This window comes from uncultured Sphingobacterium sp. (assembly GCF_964277905.1).
Classification (GTDB): Bacteria; Bacteroidota; Bacteroidia; order Sphingobacteriales; family Sphingobacteriaceae; genus Sphingobacterium; species Sphingobacterium siyangense.
In genome coordinates this window covers 130,693-148,883 of the sequence record NZ_CAXYKD010000030.1, presented here as the reverse complement: position 1 = coordinate 148,883, position 18,191 = coordinate 130,693, and the positions used below count along the sequence as shown (strand labels likewise).

The window sequence follows — 18,191 nt, the reverse complement described above, 5'->3', positions numbered from 1 at the left end:
CTTTGCGATGGCTGAAATGTTCTTTTCATGACGCTATTATGCTAATTTGTTCTTACTTCAATTAATACAAAACTCCCCAAGAGGAATGCAAAAGTAAAGTTTATTTTAGACAAAAACAAACAATATTACGAACATTTAAAGTTAATGTGAAGCAGACAAGCTAATTTATTCAGCTACAGCTTCAAAAAACAATTTTTCAACTACCATAAAATAAAAATCAGCACAGTTTGACTGTGCTGATTTTTATAAATGAAGTATATACCTTACACTATTTATTTTTCAGAATATCCCTGATCTCAGTCAAAAGTGTTTCTTCTTTCGTCGGTGCTGCAGGTGCTGCCGGAGCTGCTTCCTCTTTACGTTTCAATGAATTCAAAGCTTTAATAACACAAAAGATACAGAATGCTACAATTAAAAATTGAATAACCACATTAATAAAGTTTCCATAATTAATGGAAACTTCAGCTTGTTTAGTAGCTTCATCAGCGGCCTTCAAAATCAATTTTTTGGATGAAAAATCAACACCGCCTGTTAAATAACCAATGGGCGGCATGATAATATCGTCAACCAATGAGGTGACAATTTTACCAAAGGCTCCACCGATAACAACACCGACAGCTAGATCGACCACGCTGCCGCGCATTGCAAACTCTTTAAACTCTTTTAAAAATCCCATATTTAAATTTTTTAGTCCATAAATTATGACAAAACTAGTAATTGTCACATAAATCTAATTAAAATATGCCAATTTTTTATCGTTAAACTTATATTGTGCTATATTTTCTAGCCTATGTCCTATTTTATATAAAAAGACACGCAACTCGCACCGCCCCAATTTTTATTAACTTAATTTCTTATATTTGCGCGTTAACTAGTAAAATATCAAGATATATTGTATATTGTTAGTACTTTATTTCATACGGTAATTAAAGCCCAGCATCAGATAGCATATCTATGAAAAAGATTCTTATAGCAGACGACCACGGTATTGTACGGTTAGGAGCCTCCGTTATTATTAAAGAAACTCTTCAAAAGGCAGAAATATTCCAAGCTGAAACCTTTGACGAGGTTCTTGAAAAAATAAATGTAGAGGATTTCGACCTGTTATTGTTGGACATTAATATGCCGGGAGGAAATAATATACGCGTCGTTGAGGAGATCCTTCAAATTCGACCAAGTATCAAAATTTTGATTTTCTCGTCTTATGACGAATCACTATATGCTCTGCGCTATATCGAAGCAGGAGCGGTAGGCTACCTCAACAAAACAACAGCAATGGCTGAACTTTCCAATGCTATTCTGGCTATTCAGGATAGAGGGAAATATATGTCAAGCAATGTACAGGATCTATATATTCAGAAATTGACACAGAGTAAGTCTGAACTGACGAAACTAAATCCGTTGGCACGTCTGTCAAATAGAGAGGTGGACGTTGCTAAACAATTAATAAAGGGACTGGGGATTATTGAAGTATCTAGCTTGTTGGAGTTAAGCCCTTCAACAGTGAGCACGTATAAAAGCAGAATCTTTGAAAAACTCAATGTTTCTAATATTCCTGAACTTATTGAACTTTTCAGAATACACTCCAACAACTAGTCATTTTGTTGGAGTGCATTTTTATCCTACTAAATTAACTCATCCATCGTAACAACTGGAACATCTTTTACATTCAGATCTTTTAAAGGTTGAGATTTCTTATAAGAATACCCCACCTCTGCTTCTAAATCCCATAACATCGGTGCTAAAAAGTTGAGGCAGGTCGTAAATCCTTGAACCGTTGCAGAAAAATCACCTGTATCTTTCGAATTCTTAGCTTCGTTTTCGATCTCAAAGGGACCACTGAAACCACGTTCTTGCAATAAGTCAACAAAGCCTCGCCAATCCATGCTATCGGATCCACCAAATCCTGGTAACATTGCTTCATAGTGATGTCTATCCCAGTCATGCCCAGGAATACTTACGTTGGCCTTTTTAGCCAATTCAGCATCAACATGCTGCATAGGGTACATTCCACCCCAATCAATACGTGCAGCGGTCTGTAAATTACGTGTAGTCTTCACATGTATACGCTGTAAGCGGCTGATGTCTGTATTACGAATAACCTCAATCGGATTTGTATTTTGCCAAACATCATGTGAAGGATCATAAATCTCACCATGAGCTTTACTCGGAATCATCGCATACATTAATTTACGAGCAGCCAGCACAGCGGGAAGATTGTTATAGGTAGAGCTATAACGTGATGAGCGCCATCCTTCCATTGGGCAGTTCTCATAGAGGATGGTTACACCTAAACTCTCTGCATAATTAACAATGGGAGCAAATACACGTTTGTATTCTTCAAGATTTTTTTGAAATCCATCAATTTGATTGCCCAATTCGTGATTATATCCAACGAATGTTCCTACCTTGACGTTATTTGCATCACCACCAAGCAAATGTGCAATACGGATCAATTTCAATAAATGATTTTGATTCTTCACACGTTGCTCAGGATCACCACCAATCATATTTTCAAAAGCACCAAGCGAAAGTTTTAAATCAGCCTGATTGAACAGCTCAATTATTTCCCTCGCTTTTGCAGGAGTAAAATCATCATAATCCAAATGTGTTGCGGTATGATCTTCTCGGGTACCATCTTTTCTAAACACACAGAGGTCTATCCCCCCCGCCCCGATTCTTTTGGTCGTCTGAATCAACTCCGGTAAGGATAATTTATCAAATGCAGAACTCATTACCCATACAGGGTTATTTAATTTTGTCGTCATAGCTTGTATAATTGTCTTATTTCGGTATTTAAAGATACTAAAAAAGCCATCCGATTGGATGGCTTTTTGTTATTTTATGGTGAATCAACTAGTCTACATTGTCATGTAGAAAAGAATTGTTCGGTCTGATTTCAGTATTTCCATCTTCAAAAGAAAGTGTAAAACGAGACACCTGAGATTGTGAAGAATGCGGTGTATCTTCCAATGACATTTGTTTTCTCTTATAAGCAGGCTCATTTTCCAACTCATGTAGACCATTAGAAGACTTCAATTTCATGCTTAATTCTTTAAGACGCAAAATACGCTCTTTCGTACGAACCAGTTGATCTTCAAACGACACCTGTTCTTCTTCCACTTGCGGGACTTCTACTTGTTCATTTGTTGTACTTGATGAAAAAGTAGGTTTCTCCTCATATGCTGAAGCTGAAGGTGCTGTATAAGAATCGAAGACTGTTGGCATCTGGAATTGAAACACAGATGGCGAAGTTTTCAGTTGAAAATCATTGTCTCCAAATGAAGTCTCCTCTTCATAACCACCATCAAAACCTAAATCATGACGTATAACTTGAGGTTCCTCAACAGCCACCTGTTGTTGCACAGCATTTCTTGGTGAAGTGAACAAATCAGATTGCAAATTATTTGGAGTTTGCGTATTTGAAGAAGGAACTGGTGTATCCACACGTTGAACCGGAGTCACGAAACTATTCGTAGCAGGAACTTCTCTTGGTGCTACCTGAGAAACAGGTTTGATAAAAGAATTAGCAGGTTCAGCAGTTAAGGGCATAGACACCTTTGTATTTTCACGTTCTTTATCGCGTTCTTCAGATGTTTGAAAACCAGTAGCAATAATTGTTACTGACAACTCATCCTCAAAGTTCTCGTCAATACAGTTACCCCAGATCAAATCAGCTGACAGACCAGCTTTTTCCTGAATGTAATCCGTAATGATTGCCACCTCATCCATTGTTACTTCTTTTGTTCCAGAAGTAATATTCAATAAAATATAGCGAGCGCCTTCGATCTCATTGTCTTTCAATAAAGGCGAAGCCAAAGCACCTTCTACAGCGCGTAATGCACGGTCTTCACCTTCAGCTATTGCGTTACCCATAATAGCAACACCGCTATCATTCATGACGGTACGTACGTCTTTAAAATCGACGTTTACATAACCAGGGATCGTAATAATTTCGGCAATACCTTTTGCAGCGGTAGTTAAAATATCATCCGCTTTCGCGAAAGCAGCTGTCATCGTTAGATTCCCGAAGATTTCACGCAAACGATCGTTAGAAATAACAAGATAAGAGTCTACATATTTACGTAATTCCGAAAGTCCTTCCTCCGCTTGAGAACGACGGCGTTTACCTTCAAATGTAAATGGTGTAGTAATAATCGCAACAGTTAAAATACCCAATTCTTTGGCAGCTTTCGCCAATACGGGACTAGCACCAGTACCGGTACCACCACCCATACCAGCTGTAATAAACAACATCTTGGTATTGGTACCTAACATACGTTTGATATCTTCAATACTTTCGATTGCTGAATTTTCACCTACATCAGGATCTGCTCCTGCTCCCATACCTTCGGTTAGACTTATTCCCAATTGAACTTTATTTGGGATCGGGCTCAATTCCAATGCTTGCGCATCAGTATTACACACGATAAAATCTACCCCACTAATTCCTTGTTTATACATGTGGTTTACGGCATTGCCGCCACCACCACCAACCCCAATAACCTTGATTATTGAAGATTGTTCTTTTAACATTTCAAACTGTATTGACATAACTTATCCCTATTTAACTTACAATGAAGATGATATCAAAACGAATCAAACCCACTATATGTAATGTAATAATAATATAATTTCAACAAAAGTTTTCCACATTTGTTAAATTGTGGAAAACTTCAATTATTGTGGAAAACTTACTTCTTATCTAAAAAACTTGCGTCATCGATTTCGTTACCGTCTTTGATAAAACGTTTGAACCATGACAATAATCCTTGCTCTTTTTGTTGTTGTTCAGAAACCTCTTTTGTTGTCACCGCAGCAGCCTGCACTTTTTTCGATGGGGCGTGCATTTCTCTACGGCTATCTTCTTCTTCCTCATGGGATTGAATTCCCTTAATCAACAAGCCAATACTTGTTGCATACAAAGGACTTTTCAATTCTTCAAACAACGGTTTTGGTAAAACCTCATTCTTAGAAAGATATTCATTCGGAAATCCGATACGACAATCTATTCCAGTGATATACTCAACAAGTTGTACCAAATGTTTTAATTGAGCACCACCACCGGTAATAACAATACCACCGATCAGTTTATTTTCATATCCAGAAGATTTGATTTCATAGTACACGTGCTCAATAATTTCTTCCATTCTAGCTTGAATAATATAAGCCAAATTTTTAACGGAAATTTCCTTTGGTTCACGACCTTTCAATCCTGGCACACAAATCACCTCATTTTCTTTATTTTCATCAGCTAGAGCCGATCCGAAACGAGTTTTCAACAATTCAGCCTGAGAACGCAAAACAGAACATCCCTGACGAATATCTTCCGTTACAATATTACCGCCTAAAGGAATCACAGCAGTGTGACGAATAATTCCTTCATGGAAGATGGCAACATCCGTGGTTCCACCACCGATATCCACTAATACAACACCAGCATTTTTTTCGTCTTCATCCAATACAGCTTCGGAAGACGCTAAAGGCTCGAGAATTAATTCAGCAACTTCCAGATTGGAATTATCAATACATTTCTTGATATTTTTAATATCCGTTACACGTCCCGATATAATATGAAAATTTGCTTCAATACGACGACCAGCCATACCGATTGGTTCGCGAATTCCGGGTTCGTTATCTACCGTAAACTCTTGTGGTAAAACATGTATAATTTCTTCTCCTGGAGGCAGTACCAGTTTATACATATCCGAAATCAGTCGTTCGATATCGCGTCGAATGATTTCATCATCACCATCAGTTTTGGTAAATATTCCACGGTGTTGAATACTTTTGATGTGTTGGCCAGCAATTCCCACATTCACCACTTTAATATCCACATTGGACTGTGCTTCGGCTATCTCGACAGCCTCTAAAATGCTTCCCACAGTTTTCTGGATATTAGCAACCACCCCCCTGCTTACACCTGCAGAGTCAGCTTTGCCCACACCTAATAATTCAATTTTGTTTCCTGAGCTACGTCTCCCAACCGTAACACAAATTTTGGTAGTACCAATATCGAGTCCCACGATAATTGGGTTTTCTCTTTCAATTTCTGCTGCCTTTGAGTTCATAATTTCCTGTATTGTTGCTGTATTACTATAATGTATTATTTGCTACTTTTTTTGTTTGATCATCTGAAAAACTCCAGTTTCCCCTCTTTTCACAGATAATCTGACCTCCATATTTTACGTTGACAACACCATAAGCATTTATACCCACTTTTGGCATGATCTGCGTATAAAAGGTCTTTAATAATTCAAATTTTTGTTCCAATGAATCTGCTGATCCAACAATCAACTGCTGTGTCCCTATACGAGGCACAAGTTCAATGTCCTTATCCCCGTTGACATAGATCTGCACAACTTGATTACTCCATAATTCATCGTTTTTGATAAACTCAATAACCTTCACCAAATCTTTAACCAAGGGCGTTGATATGGTATCAAGTGCTTCATTATATCCTTCTGCGATGTTACCCGTTGCAACCATGATATGCGGTATATACTTCAACGTTGTCGGTATCTTCAACCCATTGGGGTCCACATAAAATTCCTTTCCATTTTTGTTGATGACCCGCATGACAGCCTCGCGCTGACTAATATTAATTCTGATCGTACCATCCATATCGGCATGTATACTAGCATCGGAAACATAAGGTAATTTGCGCAAGGTTTTTTCAACCTTTTGAAAGGGAATTCCATTGACTTTCTTTCCCGCAAAACTACCATAGTTTTGTTCTATCAGTTTGGAGATATCAGCCTGATCAATAAAAGCTTCTGTGCCTTCAATGACAATTTTAATATCTTTACAAACCTGCTGCTCATCACGTTTCCCCACAATAGTCATAATCACGACGACAACTATTACGCCGATAAAAAACAGCGTAAAGTAGAGTACACGATTCCATTGTATGTTACGTAATTTTTTAAGCATGCCCTAAAATTTCCTGTAACGGTTTAACCAATTTATCAATATCACCTGCCCCAACTGTAACAATCAGTTCCGGCTTTTCATCGCGTGCGAATTCCAAGACTTCTTCTGCAGTTACAAGCTGTTTTTTCTCTGCCGTAATTTTATCCAATAACCAACTCGAATTGACCCCTTCAATTGGAAGTTCCCGAGCTGGATAAATTTCCATTAACAACAGATTGTCTGCCATGGACAGTACCTCTGCGAAACCATCCACAAAATCCCGTGTACGGGTAAATAAATGCGGCTGAAAGACCACATTTAGTTTTTTTGTAGGATACAATTTACGCATCGAAGTTAAAAATGCACGCAGTTCCTCTGGATGGTGCGCATAGTCATCGATATACACCGTTCCAGGTTTACGGACAATATATTCAAACCTTCTTTTTACTCCTTTGAATGTTGTCAATGCCTTCTTGATCGCTTCATTTTCAATCCCAAGTAAACGGGCTACTGCAATCGCGGCTACCGCATTTTCAACATTGTGGGTACCAGGAATACCTAAATGGATATCATCTATCCGCCCGTTGGTATCTTGGTAGTCAAAAAAGAACTCTCCGTCGCGTACATGCACATTGGAAGCATATGCATCAGCGATTTCATGGCCTGAATAACTTATTTGCCCAGCAAACTCGAGGCCTTTTTTTATAATACGTGTACCTCCTTCAACTACTTTATCCAAGAACAATTGGAATGATTCGAGCAGATGGCTGCGATCTCCATAAATGTCCAAATGATCCGCATCAGAAGAAGTTACTATTGCGATATTGGGGTGAAGCGTCAGAAATGAGCGATCAAACTCATCAGCCTCAACCACAACTGTATTATTATTTCCATAAAGCACATTGGTACCGTAATTAGAACTGATTCCGCCCAAAAAGGCAGAACAGTCGTAACCCGAATCTTTCAATACATGTGCCACCATTGTAGAAGTTGTCGTTTTACCATGTGTACCGGCAACAGCGACCGTAAATCTACTCTCACTAATGATCCCCAAAACCTGCGATCTCTTATATAGTATATGTCCTTGGGATTCCAAAAAAGCTTTAATCTTCGAATCTTTAGGAATGGCTGGTGTAAAAATGACTAATGTCTCCGCTGTAGGTACGTGAAAAATAGCATCAATCGTATTGATATCATCCTGATATGAGATCGCGATTCCTTCCTTCACTAAGGTTTTAGTCAGCTCAGTTTCTGTACGGTCATATCCATTCACCTCACAGCCCAAATGCTTAAAATAGCGCGCAAGACCACTCATGCCTATACCACCTATTCCGATCAAGTAAACTTGTTTTATTGCATCTAGATTCATACTTCGTCTATTTTTTATTAACCAATTTATACACCTCCTCGGCAATCTGCACGTCAGCATTCAACTTACCGAGTTTTTTAATATTTTCACTTAATTGTGCGACACGATCGGCGTCTTTTAATAAAGTTAAAGCAGCAGGCACCAGGTCTTTCTTTGCATCACTATCCTTAACCAATAACGCAGCCCCCTTATTGACCAATGCCATTGCATTTTTGGTCTGATGATCTTCGGCCACATTAGGCGAAGGCACAAGAATAACAGGCTTACCGACTACACAGAGCTCAGAAATCGTACCAGCTCCAGCGCGGCTAATAATTAAATCTGCTGCAGCATACGCATAATCCATACGCTGTAAAAAGGCCAACATCTTAATGTTGTCGGGCAGCTGACCCTTTAACTCTTCCCGTAACTTTTCAACGTAGAAACTACCGCATTGCCAAATCACCTGCACTTCTTCCTTCAGTTCATTAAGGTAAGCAACGACACTTTCATTTAATGTTTTAGCCCCCAAACTACCGCCGAGTACCAAAATTGTCTTTTTGCGTGGATCTAACCCAAAGAACGTTAAAGCTTCTTCTCTTTTCCCTGCAATCGCTATAGACTCACGTCTTATTGGGTTCCCAGTGAGTAATACTTTCTCAGCAGGAAAAAATTGCTCCATCCCCTCATAGGCGACACATATCTTTGCTGCCTTTGCCCCAACTTTTTTATTGGTCACACCTGCATAGGAATTTTGTTCCTGCACAACAGTTGGCACGCCCAATTTATTCGCCATCATTAACAAAGGTCCGGAGGCAAAGCCGCCTACACCTACAGCCACATCCGGTCTAAAATCCTTAATTACACTTTTTGCCATATTCAAGCTTTTCATAAGTTTAAACGGCAAAAAGATATTTTTCCACAGCTGTTTTCTATTGATCCCCTGGATATCAAGTCCAATAATTTGATAACCGGCAGCTGGCACTTTATCCATTTCCATCCGGCCATTGGCACCCACAAATAGAATTTCATTTGCAGGATCCATTGCCTTCAGTGCATTTGCAATTGAAATCGCCGGAAAGATATGTCCTCCGGTTCCACCACCACTAATAATTACACGAATTGCCATGCTTAATTTTTTATTATGCTGGAATTGATCCTATAACCACTTTTTTCGGTTTAGGCTTTTCATCCAGCTCTTCTTTACCTTTTAATTCTTCAATATTTCTGCTCACACTCAGGATAATTCCTAAAGCGACACTCGTAAATAAAATAGATGTTCCTCCCATACTCACTAGTGGAAGCGGGACCCCAGTAACTGGTCCTAAGCCTACAGCAACAGCCATATTTGCTAGGGCCTGAATCGTCAAACTAAATCCCAAACCCGCTGCCAGAAAAGTACCGAAAGCTTTGGGACTCATCGTGACAATACGTATACATCGATACATAAAGGCGAGATATAGAAATAGCAGTATTACCCCACCGACTGTCCCGTATTCCTCTATAATAATAGCATATATAAAATCTGAGTAAGGATGCGGCAACACATTACGCTGCACGCTATTTCCAGGTCCTTTTCCAAAAAGCCCTCCAGTTGCTATCGCAATTTTCGCATTGTTTGCCTGATAATTTTTATCATCTTGGAAGGATACCGATTTCTCCACTTTTTCAGTATGAAAAAAAGATTTTACCCGACTGATATAGGTTGCCCTACGTGGACCAAAGAAGATAACCATCATTAGGAGAACACCGCCACCACAACAGACAATTGCAATTTGTTTAAAACTAATACGACCGATCAACAGCAATAAAACACTAACTCCAAACAACATTAATGCCGTAGATAAGTTGGCCAAGGCAATCAGAATAAACACACCACATACCGAGCCCATAATAGGTAAGAACGACTTTTTTACATCTTTAATCTCTTCCTGTTTCCGGGATAACATCCGTGCTAGAAAGACGATGAGAGACAACTTTGCTAAATCTGAAGTCTGAAAAGTTAAACCGATACCTGGAATAGTCAACCAACGACTAGCCTCGTTAACTTTGCTACCAAACAATAAGGTAAACAGCAATAGGGGAATTGTAATGCCCATCATTATTTTGGATATACCAGCGTAATACCGATAATCCAATTTATGGGAAAGATACATGAGGATAAACCCAATGGCGATAATAGAGAAGTGCTTTAACAAATACATTTCTGTTCCCTTCCCTTCTTTATACGCCAATGTACCCACCGAACTGTATACAGCCAAGAGTGACCATCCCGATAAGATAATCACAATGATCCATATCCATCGATCACCCTTCAATTTAGACATTATATTCTGTAGCATATCCTTCCTCCTCTTATTGGGTTACACCATTTATAATTCCATTACAGCCGCTTTAAATTTATCGCCACGATCTTCATAGTTTTTGAACCAATCAAAACTAGCACAAGCAGGAGACAATAAGACGGTATCACCTTTTTGGGCCAGGTGTGAAGACAATACCACGGCATCTTGCATGGAGGTACTGTTGACAATAATCTCCACATCTTGTTCAAATGCTTTATGAATTGCTGCCGTATCTTTTCCCAAACAAACAATAGCGCGTACTTTGTCTTTGACCAAATCAGCAAGCATACTGTAATCATTTCCCTTATCTACACCACCTAATAACAATACGATTGGTGTAGAGAAACTTTCCAAAGCATACCATACCGAATTTACATTCGTTGCCTTTGAATCGTTAATGTAATTCACACCGCCGATACAGGCTACATGTTCCAGGCGATGTGGAATATTCACATACGAGCCCATGCTCTCTTTCATCACTTGATTTCTCAATTCCTGCACTTTCGCAATTAACCCAGAAGCCATGCTATTATAAATATTATGCTTCCCCTGCAATGACAATTCCTCAGCTCTCATAGTGAATGTATCGTTATTTGGTGTATTAATAATTATTGTTTTATTGGCATTTAAATAAGCGCCCAATTCAACAAGTTGTTCCTGTGTAAAAGGCAAATAGGTCCCTTTACTATGATGTCTTTCCAATCCTTTAATTGTTTCTGGATCGTCCAGACAGTATATAAAATAATCGTTCTCCGTTTGATTCTGAATCATCCTGAATTTTGAATCCACATAATTTTCCATTTTATGGTCATAGCGATCCAAATGATCAGGCGTAATATTCAATATAACAGCAACATCTGCTCTAAAATGATACATATCATCCAGCATAAAGCTTGATATTTCCAAGACATAGCAATCAAACTGTTCTTTAGCTACCTGAAGCGCAAAGCTCTTTCCGATATTACCGGCCAATCCCACATTCAAGCCGCCATGCTTAAGCATTTCATAAGTCAACATCGTCGTCGTAGACTTTCCGTTTGATCCTGTAATACAGATTAACTTTGCGTCGGTGTATTGTGCAGCAAATTCAATTTCTGCAATCACGGGTATATTCTTTGCTTTCAGAGCGACCACCAAAGGCACCGTCTCTGGAATACCGGGGCTCTTCACAACCAAAGCGGCATTCAAAATCCGTTCTTCATCGTGGTTACCTTCTTCAAAAGCTATTCCCTCGGCTTTCAATTGTTCCTTATAGTGGTCCGCAATCAGTCCTTTATCTGATACAAATACATCAAATCCCTTTTCTTTTCCAAGAATAGCCGTTCCAACACCGCTTTCGCCGGCGCCTAAAATGACCAAACGTCCAGATTGAGGATAATATATTGTTGCAATGTTTGACATCATTATCTAATTTTCAATGTTACAATAGTAAGAATGGCCAATATGATTCCTACAATAACAAAACGTGTTACAATTTTCGCTTCGTGATACCCCTTCTTCTGAAAATGGTGATGTAATGGCGACATCAAAAAGATCCGTCTACCCTCACCATATTTCTTCTTCGTGTATTTGAAATACGACACTTGAAGAATAACCGACAGGTTTTCCAACAGAAATACACCACATAAAATCGGAATCAACAGTTCTTTCCGAATCAGGATAGCAAAAGCAGCAATTATACCTCCTATTGCCAAACTTCCCGTATCACCCATAAAAACCTGTGCAGGATACGTGTTATACCATAAGAAACCTACGCAAGCCCCCACAAATGCCCCGGCGAAAATCACGAGTTCTCCGGAATTGGGGATATACATAATATTGAGGTAATCTGAAAAGATTACGTTACCTGACACGTACGCCAAAATGGCTAAAGTAACACCAATGATAGCGGATGTACTCGTGGCTAAACCATCGATACCGTCCGTAATATTTGCGCCGTTTGAAACTGCCGTAACGATAAAAATAACGACAACTAAAAAGACGACGAAAGTCAGATAATCGCTCTGTAGTCCGAATATTTTAAACACCTTAGCATAATCAAACTCGTTATTTTTATAAAACGGAATATTTGTCTTAGATGATTTCACGTTTTCAGCATAGGTCTTCTCACCTGTGCCTTCATTGATAACCACTTCAACGGGCTTGGTAGAGGTTGGTTTATCCACCCCTTTTCGAACAACGATATCCGGATGAAAGTACATCGTACAAGCAATTATGGCTCCCAAGCCAACTTGTCCAACAACCTTAAACTTACCAGCTAGGCCCTCTTTATTATGTCTAAAAACCTTTATATAATCATCTAAAAATCCAATTGCACCCATCCAAAGTGTTGTCACGATCATGATAATCACATAGATATTCGTCAATTTTGCAAATAACAAGGTCGGGATAAGGATACCTGCAATGATGATGATCCCACCCATCGTTGGCGTACCAGCTTTCTTTTTTTCTCCTTCAAGCCCCAAATCACGAATTGTCTCTCCAACTTGCTTATTATGCAAGAATTGAATCAATTTTCCCCCAAAAACCGTGGTAATAATCAATGAAGCGATTACAGCCATAGATGTCCGAAAGGAGATGTATTGAAACAAACCTCCTCCAGGTATATGAATATATTCGCTAAGCCACGTAAAAAGATGGTACAACATATTTCTATTGTTCGTTAAATGTATTCTCTAAAACTTCTTTATCATCAAAATGATGTTTCACACCATTTACATCTTGATATTTCTCATGCCCTTTTCCTGCCACTAGGATAATATCTCCCGGATTAGCCAGCTGATATGCTGTGCGTATGGCTTCTTTACGATCCGCTATAGAAAGCGTCTTCGCCTTTTGGTCTGCTGCCACACCAGCCTCGATATCTCTAATAATCTGATAAGGATCTTCCGTCCGCGGATTATCAGATGTAATTAAAAAACGGTCACTATAACGCAGAGCCGCCTCTGCCATTTCAGGTCTTTTGGTCTTATCCCGATCGCCGCCGCATCCTAACACCGTAATGATTTTTTGCTCTGGGCGTCGCAATGAACTTATAGTCTTCAACACATTTTCAATCGCATCAGGTGTATGCGCGTAGTCTACAATTCCAAAAACACCCGAAGCCGATTTCATCGTTTCAAATCGTCCTTCTGCTCCTTTCAAGGTACTAAGTGCGGTCAACACTTTCACCGTTTCCTGCTCAAGCAAGATAGCGGCAGCATAAACCGCCAAAAGGTTATATGCATTGAAATCGCCGATCAATTTCACCCATACTTCCTGTCCGTCAACACTCATCAACATACCATCGAAATGGCTTTCGATCACCTTTGCTTTAAAATCTGCACCAGAACGCAAGCCATAGCTTTTCCGATGTGCCACTGTATTTTGAAGCATGACCTGGCCATTTCTATCGTCAGCATTCGTCAAAGCAAAAGCATTCGCATCCAAATCATCAAAAAACTTCTTTTTCGCTTTAATATAGTTATCAAAAGTTTTATGAAAATCAAGGTGATCATGCGTAATATTTGTGAATATTGCACCCGCAAACACCAAGCCTGCAATACGTTCCTGAACGACAGCATGTGAACTAACCTCCATAAATGCATAGTCACAGCCATCATCAACCATATCCCGTAACAATTTGTTCAATTGAATGGGGTCTGGTGTTGTATGTGTTGCTGGTATAATCTTCGTTCCAATCTGGTTTTGCACCGTAGATAATAAGCCTACATGGTAGCCCAACTCAGTAAACAGCTGAAACAACAATGTAGCTACTGTCGTTTTACCATTTGTGCCGGTCACACCGACCAACTTCAGCTGTTCCGAAGGATTTCTGTAAAAATTAGCGGCAGCCACACCCAAAGCATATGCCGAATCGGCTACTAAAATATAGGCAACAGAGTCTAACGTCTCTTTTGGCAACTCCTCTACAATAACGGCTCTTGCTCCCGAAGTAATTGCCTTGTCTACAAACAAATGACCATCTGTTTGAACACCCCGCACTGCGATAAACAAACTTCCCAACTCCACTTTTCTGGAATCAAAGCACAAAGAGTGCACATCGACCTCTTCAAGGTTCCCTACAACCTGCTGTACAGGAATAGCATGCAATACTTTTTTTAAATCCATCATTACTTAAGTTCTAAATTTATCGCCGTTCCAAAAGCCAGTTTCTGTCCTGCAGCTAACGACTGCATTCCAACTCTTCCTTTTCCTGTCACGTGCGCTTTAAATCCTGCATTCTCCACAACATATAAAGCATCCATCAATCCCATTCCGACAACATTTGGAACGATTCCTTCTTTATATTTTAAATCTATGAATGGTACGCCTCGTGTCGAGGTATCCACCTCTCCCCGCGCAATCGTATCCCAATTCACGGTATTAATCCCCAATTTATCGTACACTTTTTTACTAGCTTCCTTCGACCCCTGCAAAGTCAATGGCATTCTTCCGCCCACATTGACTGCTTTAAACGTCTTTTTCCCCTCCATCTCCATATCGTTTGCATATACCATGTCTGCAAGCTCTTTAAATACAGGACCTGCAATCGATGCACCATAATATCCATTTCTCGGATTACGAATCACGACAATAATGGAATATTTTGGATCTTCAGCTGGAAAATACCCAGCGAATGAAGATTGATATCGTCTAGCACCGTACCCTCTCGAGCCATCAGCCATCTGTGCTGTACCTGTTTTACCACCAGAACTATACAATGGACTAGCAACACTTCTACCTGTCCCTTCAGTCATAACACCTTCCATCATTCCCCGCACCTCTGCTAAAGCATGATCCGAGGCGATCTTTTCGTTAATGACTTTCGCTTGAAACGTTTGAATTGTATTTCCTAAATGCCGAATTTCTTTAACAAATAGCGGCGCTATCAACTTACCATTATTTGCGACAGCATTATAAAATGTCAACGTTTGCAATGGCGTAATTTTCATTTCATAGCCGTAAGCCATCTGTACCAGCGACAACCCACTCCAGCTTTTACTTTTCGAAGATTTCACCAAGGGTACCCCTTCACCCGGAATCTGCAGATCTAGCGTTTTTCCAAAACCAAAAGAATGCAGTTTTGATGTAAACTGATCTGGGTTATCTTTATAAGCCTGATAAACAAACTTAGTAACACCCACATTCGACGATTCCTCAAAGGCCCTTTTCGCAGAAATTATAGACTTCTTAGGTGCATGTGAATCACGAATGGTATGCTTGTAAATTGGCCAATTACCATTACCAATATTCACCGTTGTACTCGAGTCTATTTTCTTATCATCAATCAAAGCCAAATAAGAAGCCAACTTAAATGTTGAACCTGGATCTGCACTTTGCGCAATCGCAAGATTGAACTTTTCACGATAGACCCCATCTTTATCACGCATAAAATTTGCCACCGCACGCACCTCTCCTGTTTTCACCTCCATCATCACAACACAGCCCTCATCCGCGTTACTCGTAATCATCTGCTTCTCCAGGGCCCTTTGCGCCATATCCTGCATATTCACATCAATGGTCGAGATAATATCAGACCCATCAACCGGGGCAACCTCAATATCTTTGTTGACAGGAATCCATACCCCACCGGCAATACGCTGCATTAACCTCTTCCCGCTTTTTCCGTCGATATATTCTCCATACGCACCTTCCAGTCCAACATGAATATCTTCTTTCACATTTTTATAACCGATGGTTCTCGCAGCGAGATTGACAAAAGGTAAAATGCGCTTATTCTGCCTATCAGTAATCAAACAACTTGGAAAACGTTCCTTGTTGACACGAGCAGATTTCAGTAAAGGAAATTGTTTTAACCGTTTTAAATCCTGATGTGACACATTACGTTTGAGCAACAAGTAGCGTTGTTTTTTATTGCGCGCCTGTTTTAATAATGTCAAATACTGCCGCGATGATTTATCTTTAAAAAAATCAGCAAGTTTAATAGCCAAGGAGTCAACTTTCAAATTGAAATACTCTTCACCCTCTTCCGGAATAGCCATTGCATCAAAACGAAGCTCATATTCAGGCACTGATGTAGCCAACAAGCTTCCGTCATTTGAATAGATATTACCACGAGCAGCCTCCACCTCTCGTTCCTGAATAGAAAGGCTATCCGCTAAAGCTTTCCAATGCTCTCCATCGACATACTGCAACTTTGTCATTTTTCCAAATACCAAAAACGCAAGTAGTACGATAAGCCCAAAAGCAAAATAGACACGAACAAGAATCGTATTTCTGATACTCATAACTCTTCCTATTTATCTTCCTTATTCTCTATAACTTCAACTTTGATCGGTGGCTCCACACGCTCTTTCAATCCCAGCGAATCTACACGTTTGGCAATTTCTGTCTGTGTAGACATTTTCATCAGTTCGGCGGAGAGCGATTTATGATCCCAGCCCAATTCCTTCACCTCTTTACTCACTTTATCGATACTCCGAATAGTTCGCTCTGCAAAATGACGATTGGAAATATACAACAACATCAGAAAAGCGATAAAGGCTCCAAACGGCAAGTACTGCAATATTTTATTTAACGAAAGGTCTCCAACGGTAAAAAGCGTTTTAATAAACGCTTCTGTTTGTTCCGCCTTTTCTTCGACAGTTTCTTGTAGTTCCTCCTGAACTTCTTCACTCAATTCTTTCTGTCTTATCGTATTTCTGCTCATCCTCTCGCTCCATTTTTAAGACAAATCCAACTTTTCAGCAATACGCAGTTTCGCACTGCGCGATCTATTATTTACCGCCAACTCTTGCGCAGATGCCGTAATTGCTTTACGGCTCAACACATGAAATGGCTTAATTTCATTTCCAAAAAAATCCTTTTCAACTTCTCCTTTAAACTTTCCTTTGGCCATAAAATTTTTGACCAAACGATCCTCCAGAGAGTGATAGGACATCACCGCCAATCGACCTTCAACATGTAACACATCAACTGTTTGCAACAAAAATTCCTGTAAGGCTTCCAGCTCGCGATTCACTTCTATACGAAGCGCCTGAAATACCTGCGCATGATACTTATGTTCTTTACCTTTCGGAACCATCCGTTGAATCACCTCTTTCAATTCGGCAACAGTCTGGATTGGCTGTGCCAAACGTGCAGTAACAATTGTTTTCGCAAGCGACTTGGCATTCATGATTTCACCATACATCCCAAAAATGCGGTGAAGATCCTCCTCCGAATAGGTCGCCAAAAGTGACTTCGCATCTAAATCACCAACTTGATCCATACGCATATCCAGATCCGCGTCAAAGCGAATAGAAAACCCACGATCAGCCGCATCAAATTGATGCGAGGAAACACCTAAATCTGCCAAAATACCATCTACAGAACGTACTCCTTCCAACCGAAGGCTATTCTTTAAAAACCTAAAGTTTTGATGTATCAATGTAAAACGAGGATCGTCAATTGCATTCTCCAATGCATCGGGATCCTGATCAAAAGCAAACAGCTTCCCTTTTGGCCCCAATCTCTTCAAAATCTCCCGAGAATGACCACCACCACCAAAAGTTACATCCACATAGACACCATTCGGCTTAATAGCCAAAGCATCCATGCATTCTTGCAACATTACCGGAACATGATATACATTCTCCATACGC

Annotated in this window: 15 protein-coding genes; 1 reads left to right on the top strand and 14 read right to left on the bottom strand. The window is 39.8% G+C overall.

Translation table 11 applies throughout. The features are described 5' to 3' along the window. Positions 1-268: 268 nt before the first annotated feature. Positions 269-676 (bottom strand): large-conductance mechanosensitive channel protein MscL, encoded by a 408-nt coding sequence (gene mscL / locus ACHWSC_RS14490; protein ID WP_046673978.1) that lies wholly within the window; start codon positions 674-676, stop codon positions 269-271. A 278-nt stretch (positions 677-954) separates the two neighbouring features. Between mscL and ACHWSC_RS14485 the strand changes: the two genes are divergently transcribed. Further along, on the top strand, positions 955-1,596 hold the full coding sequence (locus tag ACHWSC_RS14485) for a response regulator (protein WP_394677236.1): 642 nt from the start codon (positions 955-957) through the stop codon (positions 1,594-1,596). Between the two features lie 29 nt (positions 1,597-1,625). Here the strand turns inward: ACHWSC_RS14485 and ACHWSC_RS14480 are convergent, their stop codons facing one another. The 13 genes from ACHWSC_RS14480 to rsmH all read right to left on the bottom strand — a co-directional run bounded on the left by ACHWSC_RS14480 (position 1,626) and on the right by rsmH (position 18,187). Next, a complete protein-coding gene (locus ACHWSC_RS14480; RefSeq protein ID WP_075991290.1) occupies positions 1,626-2,768 on the bottom strand; it encodes a sugar phosphate isomerase/epimerase in 1,143 nt (380 codons plus the stop codon). Positions 2,769-2,856: 88 nt separating this feature from the next. Further along, a complete protein-coding gene (ftsZ, locus tag ACHWSC_RS14475; protein WP_120335353.1) occupies positions 2,857-4,554 on the bottom strand; it encodes a cell division protein FtsZ in 1,698 nt (565 codons plus the stop codon). Between the two features lie 140 nt (positions 4,555-4,694). Beyond that, the gene (gene ftsA, locus ACHWSC_RS14470; protein ID WP_120335352.1) at positions 4,695-6,071 is read right to left on the bottom strand and encodes a cell division protein FtsA; all 1,377 of its coding nucleotides are present in this window, start codon (positions 6,069-6,071) and stop codon (positions 4,695-4,697) included. Between the two features lie 25 nt (positions 6,072-6,096). Further along, entirely contained in the window at positions 6,097-6,933 is an 837-nt protein-coding gene (locus ACHWSC_RS14465) for a cell division protein FtsQ/DivIB (RefSeq protein WP_120335351.1), read from the bottom strand. Then, positions 6,926-8,281: a UDP-N-acetylmuramate--L-alanine ligase gene (murC, locus tag ACHWSC_RS14460; protein ID WP_394677235.1), complete on the bottom strand. Its 1,356-nt coding sequence runs from the start codon at positions 8,279-8,281 to the stop codon at positions 6,926-6,928. Before murC ends, ACHWSC_RS14465 begins: the two co-directional genes overlap by 8 nt. Positions 8,282-8,288: 7 nt before the next feature. Further along, entirely contained in the window at positions 8,289-9,389 is a 1,101-nt protein-coding gene (murG, locus tag ACHWSC_RS14455; RefSeq protein ID WP_394677234.1) for an undecaprenyldiphospho-muramoylpentapeptide beta-N-acetylglucosaminyltransferase, read from the bottom strand. Positions 9,390-9,402: 13 nt separating this feature from the next. Then, a complete protein-coding gene (locus ACHWSC_RS14450) occupies positions 9,403-10,602 on the bottom strand; it encodes an FtsW/RodA/SpoVE family cell cycle protein (protein ID WP_394677233.1) in 1,200 nt (399 codons plus the stop codon). Between the two features lie 30 nt (positions 10,603-10,632). Further along, positions 10,633-12,006 (bottom strand): UDP-N-acetylmuramoyl-L-alanine--D-glutamate ligase, encoded by a 1,374-nt coding sequence (murD, locus tag ACHWSC_RS14445; RefSeq protein ID WP_201668854.1) that lies wholly within the window; start codon positions 12,004-12,006, stop codon positions 10,633-10,635. Between the two features lie 2 nt (positions 12,007-12,008). Continuing rightward, positions 12,009-13,253 (bottom strand): phospho-N-acetylmuramoyl-pentapeptide-transferase, encoded by a 1,245-nt coding sequence (gene mraY / locus ACHWSC_RS14440; protein ID WP_075991283.1) that lies wholly within the window; start codon positions 13,251-13,253, stop codon positions 12,009-12,011. Between the two features lie 4 nt (positions 13,254-13,257). Continuing rightward, positions 13,258-14,718 (bottom strand): UDP-N-acetylmuramoyl-L-alanyl-D-glutamate--2,6-diaminopimelate ligase, encoded by a 1,461-nt coding sequence (locus ACHWSC_RS14435; RefSeq protein WP_394677232.1) that lies wholly within the window; start codon positions 14,716-14,718, stop codon positions 13,258-13,260. Beyond that, entirely contained in the window at positions 14,718-16,835 is a 2,118-nt protein-coding gene (locus tag ACHWSC_RS14430; protein ID WP_394677231.1) for a penicillin-binding protein, read from the bottom strand. The genes ACHWSC_RS14435 and ACHWSC_RS14430 overlap by 1 nt, the downstream gene beginning before the upstream one ends. An 8-nt stretch (positions 16,836-16,843) precedes the next feature. Next, a complete protein-coding gene (locus ACHWSC_RS14425) occupies positions 16,844-17,257 on the bottom strand; it encodes an FtsL-like putative cell division protein (protein ID WP_075991280.1) in 414 nt (137 codons plus the stop codon). 15 nt (positions 17,258-17,272) lie between these two features. Next, positions 17,273-18,187, bottom strand: coding sequence for a 16S rRNA (cytosine(1402)-N(4))-methyltransferase RsmH (gene rsmH / locus ACHWSC_RS14420; RefSeq protein ID WP_205399492.1), 915 nt, complete (start codon positions 18,185-18,187; stop codon positions 17,273-17,275). Positions 18,188-18,191 lie beyond the last annotated feature (4 nt).

What these genes read in the sequence shown, in the direction of transcription:
- mscL (WP_046673978.1), bottom strand. Translation starts at nt 676, where the DNA reads ATGGGATTTTTAAAAGAGTTTAAAGAGTTTGCAATGCGCGGCAGCGTG.
- ACHWSC_RS14485 (WP_394677236.1), top strand. Translation starts at nt 955, where the DNA reads ATGAAAAAGATTCTTATAGCAGACGACCACGGTATTGTACGGTTAGGA.
- ACHWSC_RS14480 (WP_075991290.1), bottom strand. Translation starts at nt 2,768, where the DNA reads ATGACGACAAAATTAAATAACCCTGTATGGGTAATGAGTTCTGCATTT.
- ftsZ (WP_120335353.1), bottom strand. Translation starts at nt 4,554, where the DNA reads ATGTCAATACAGTTTGAAATGTTAAAAGAACAATCTTCAATAATCAAG.
- ftsA (WP_120335352.1), bottom strand. Translation starts at nt 6,071, where the DNA reads ATGAACTCAAAGGCAGCAGAAATTGAAAGAGAAAACCCAATTATCGTG.
- ACHWSC_RS14465 (WP_120335351.1), bottom strand. Translation starts at nt 6,933, where the DNA reads ATGCTTAAAAAATTACGTAACATACAATGGAATCGTGTACTCTACTTT.
- murC (WP_394677235.1), bottom strand. Translation starts at nt 8,281, where the DNA reads ATGAATCTAGATGCAATAAAACAAGTTTACTTGATCGGAATAGGTGGT.
- murG (WP_394677234.1), bottom strand. Translation starts at nt 9,389, where the DNA reads ATGGCAATTCGTGTAATTATTAGTGGTGGTGGAACCGGAGGACATATC.
- ACHWSC_RS14450 (WP_394677233.1), bottom strand. Translation starts at nt 10,602, where the DNA reads ATGCTACAGAATATAATGTCTAAATTGAAGGGTGATCGATGGATATGG.
- murD (WP_201668854.1), bottom strand. Translation starts at nt 12,006, where the DNA reads ATGTCAAACATTGCAACAATATATTATCCTCAATCTGGACGTTTGGTC.
- mraY (WP_075991283.1), bottom strand. Translation starts at nt 13,253, where the DNA reads ATGTTGTACCATCTTTTTACGTGGCTTAGCGAATATATTCATATACCT.
- ACHWSC_RS14435 (WP_394677232.1), bottom strand. Translation starts at nt 14,718, where the DNA reads ATGATGGATTTAAAAAAAGTATTGCATGCTATTCCTGTACAGCAGGTT.
- ACHWSC_RS14430 (WP_394677231.1), bottom strand. Translation starts at nt 16,835, where the DNA reads ATGAGTATCAGAAATACGATTCTTGTTCGTGTCTATTTTGCTTTTGGG.
- ACHWSC_RS14425 (WP_075991280.1), bottom strand. Translation starts at nt 17,257, where the DNA reads ATGAGCAGAAATACGATAAGACAGAAAGAATTGAGTGAAGAAGTTCAG.
- rsmH (WP_205399492.1), bottom strand. Translation starts at nt 18,187, where the DNA reads ATGGAGAATGTATATCATGTTCCGGTAATGTTGCAAGAATGCATGGAT.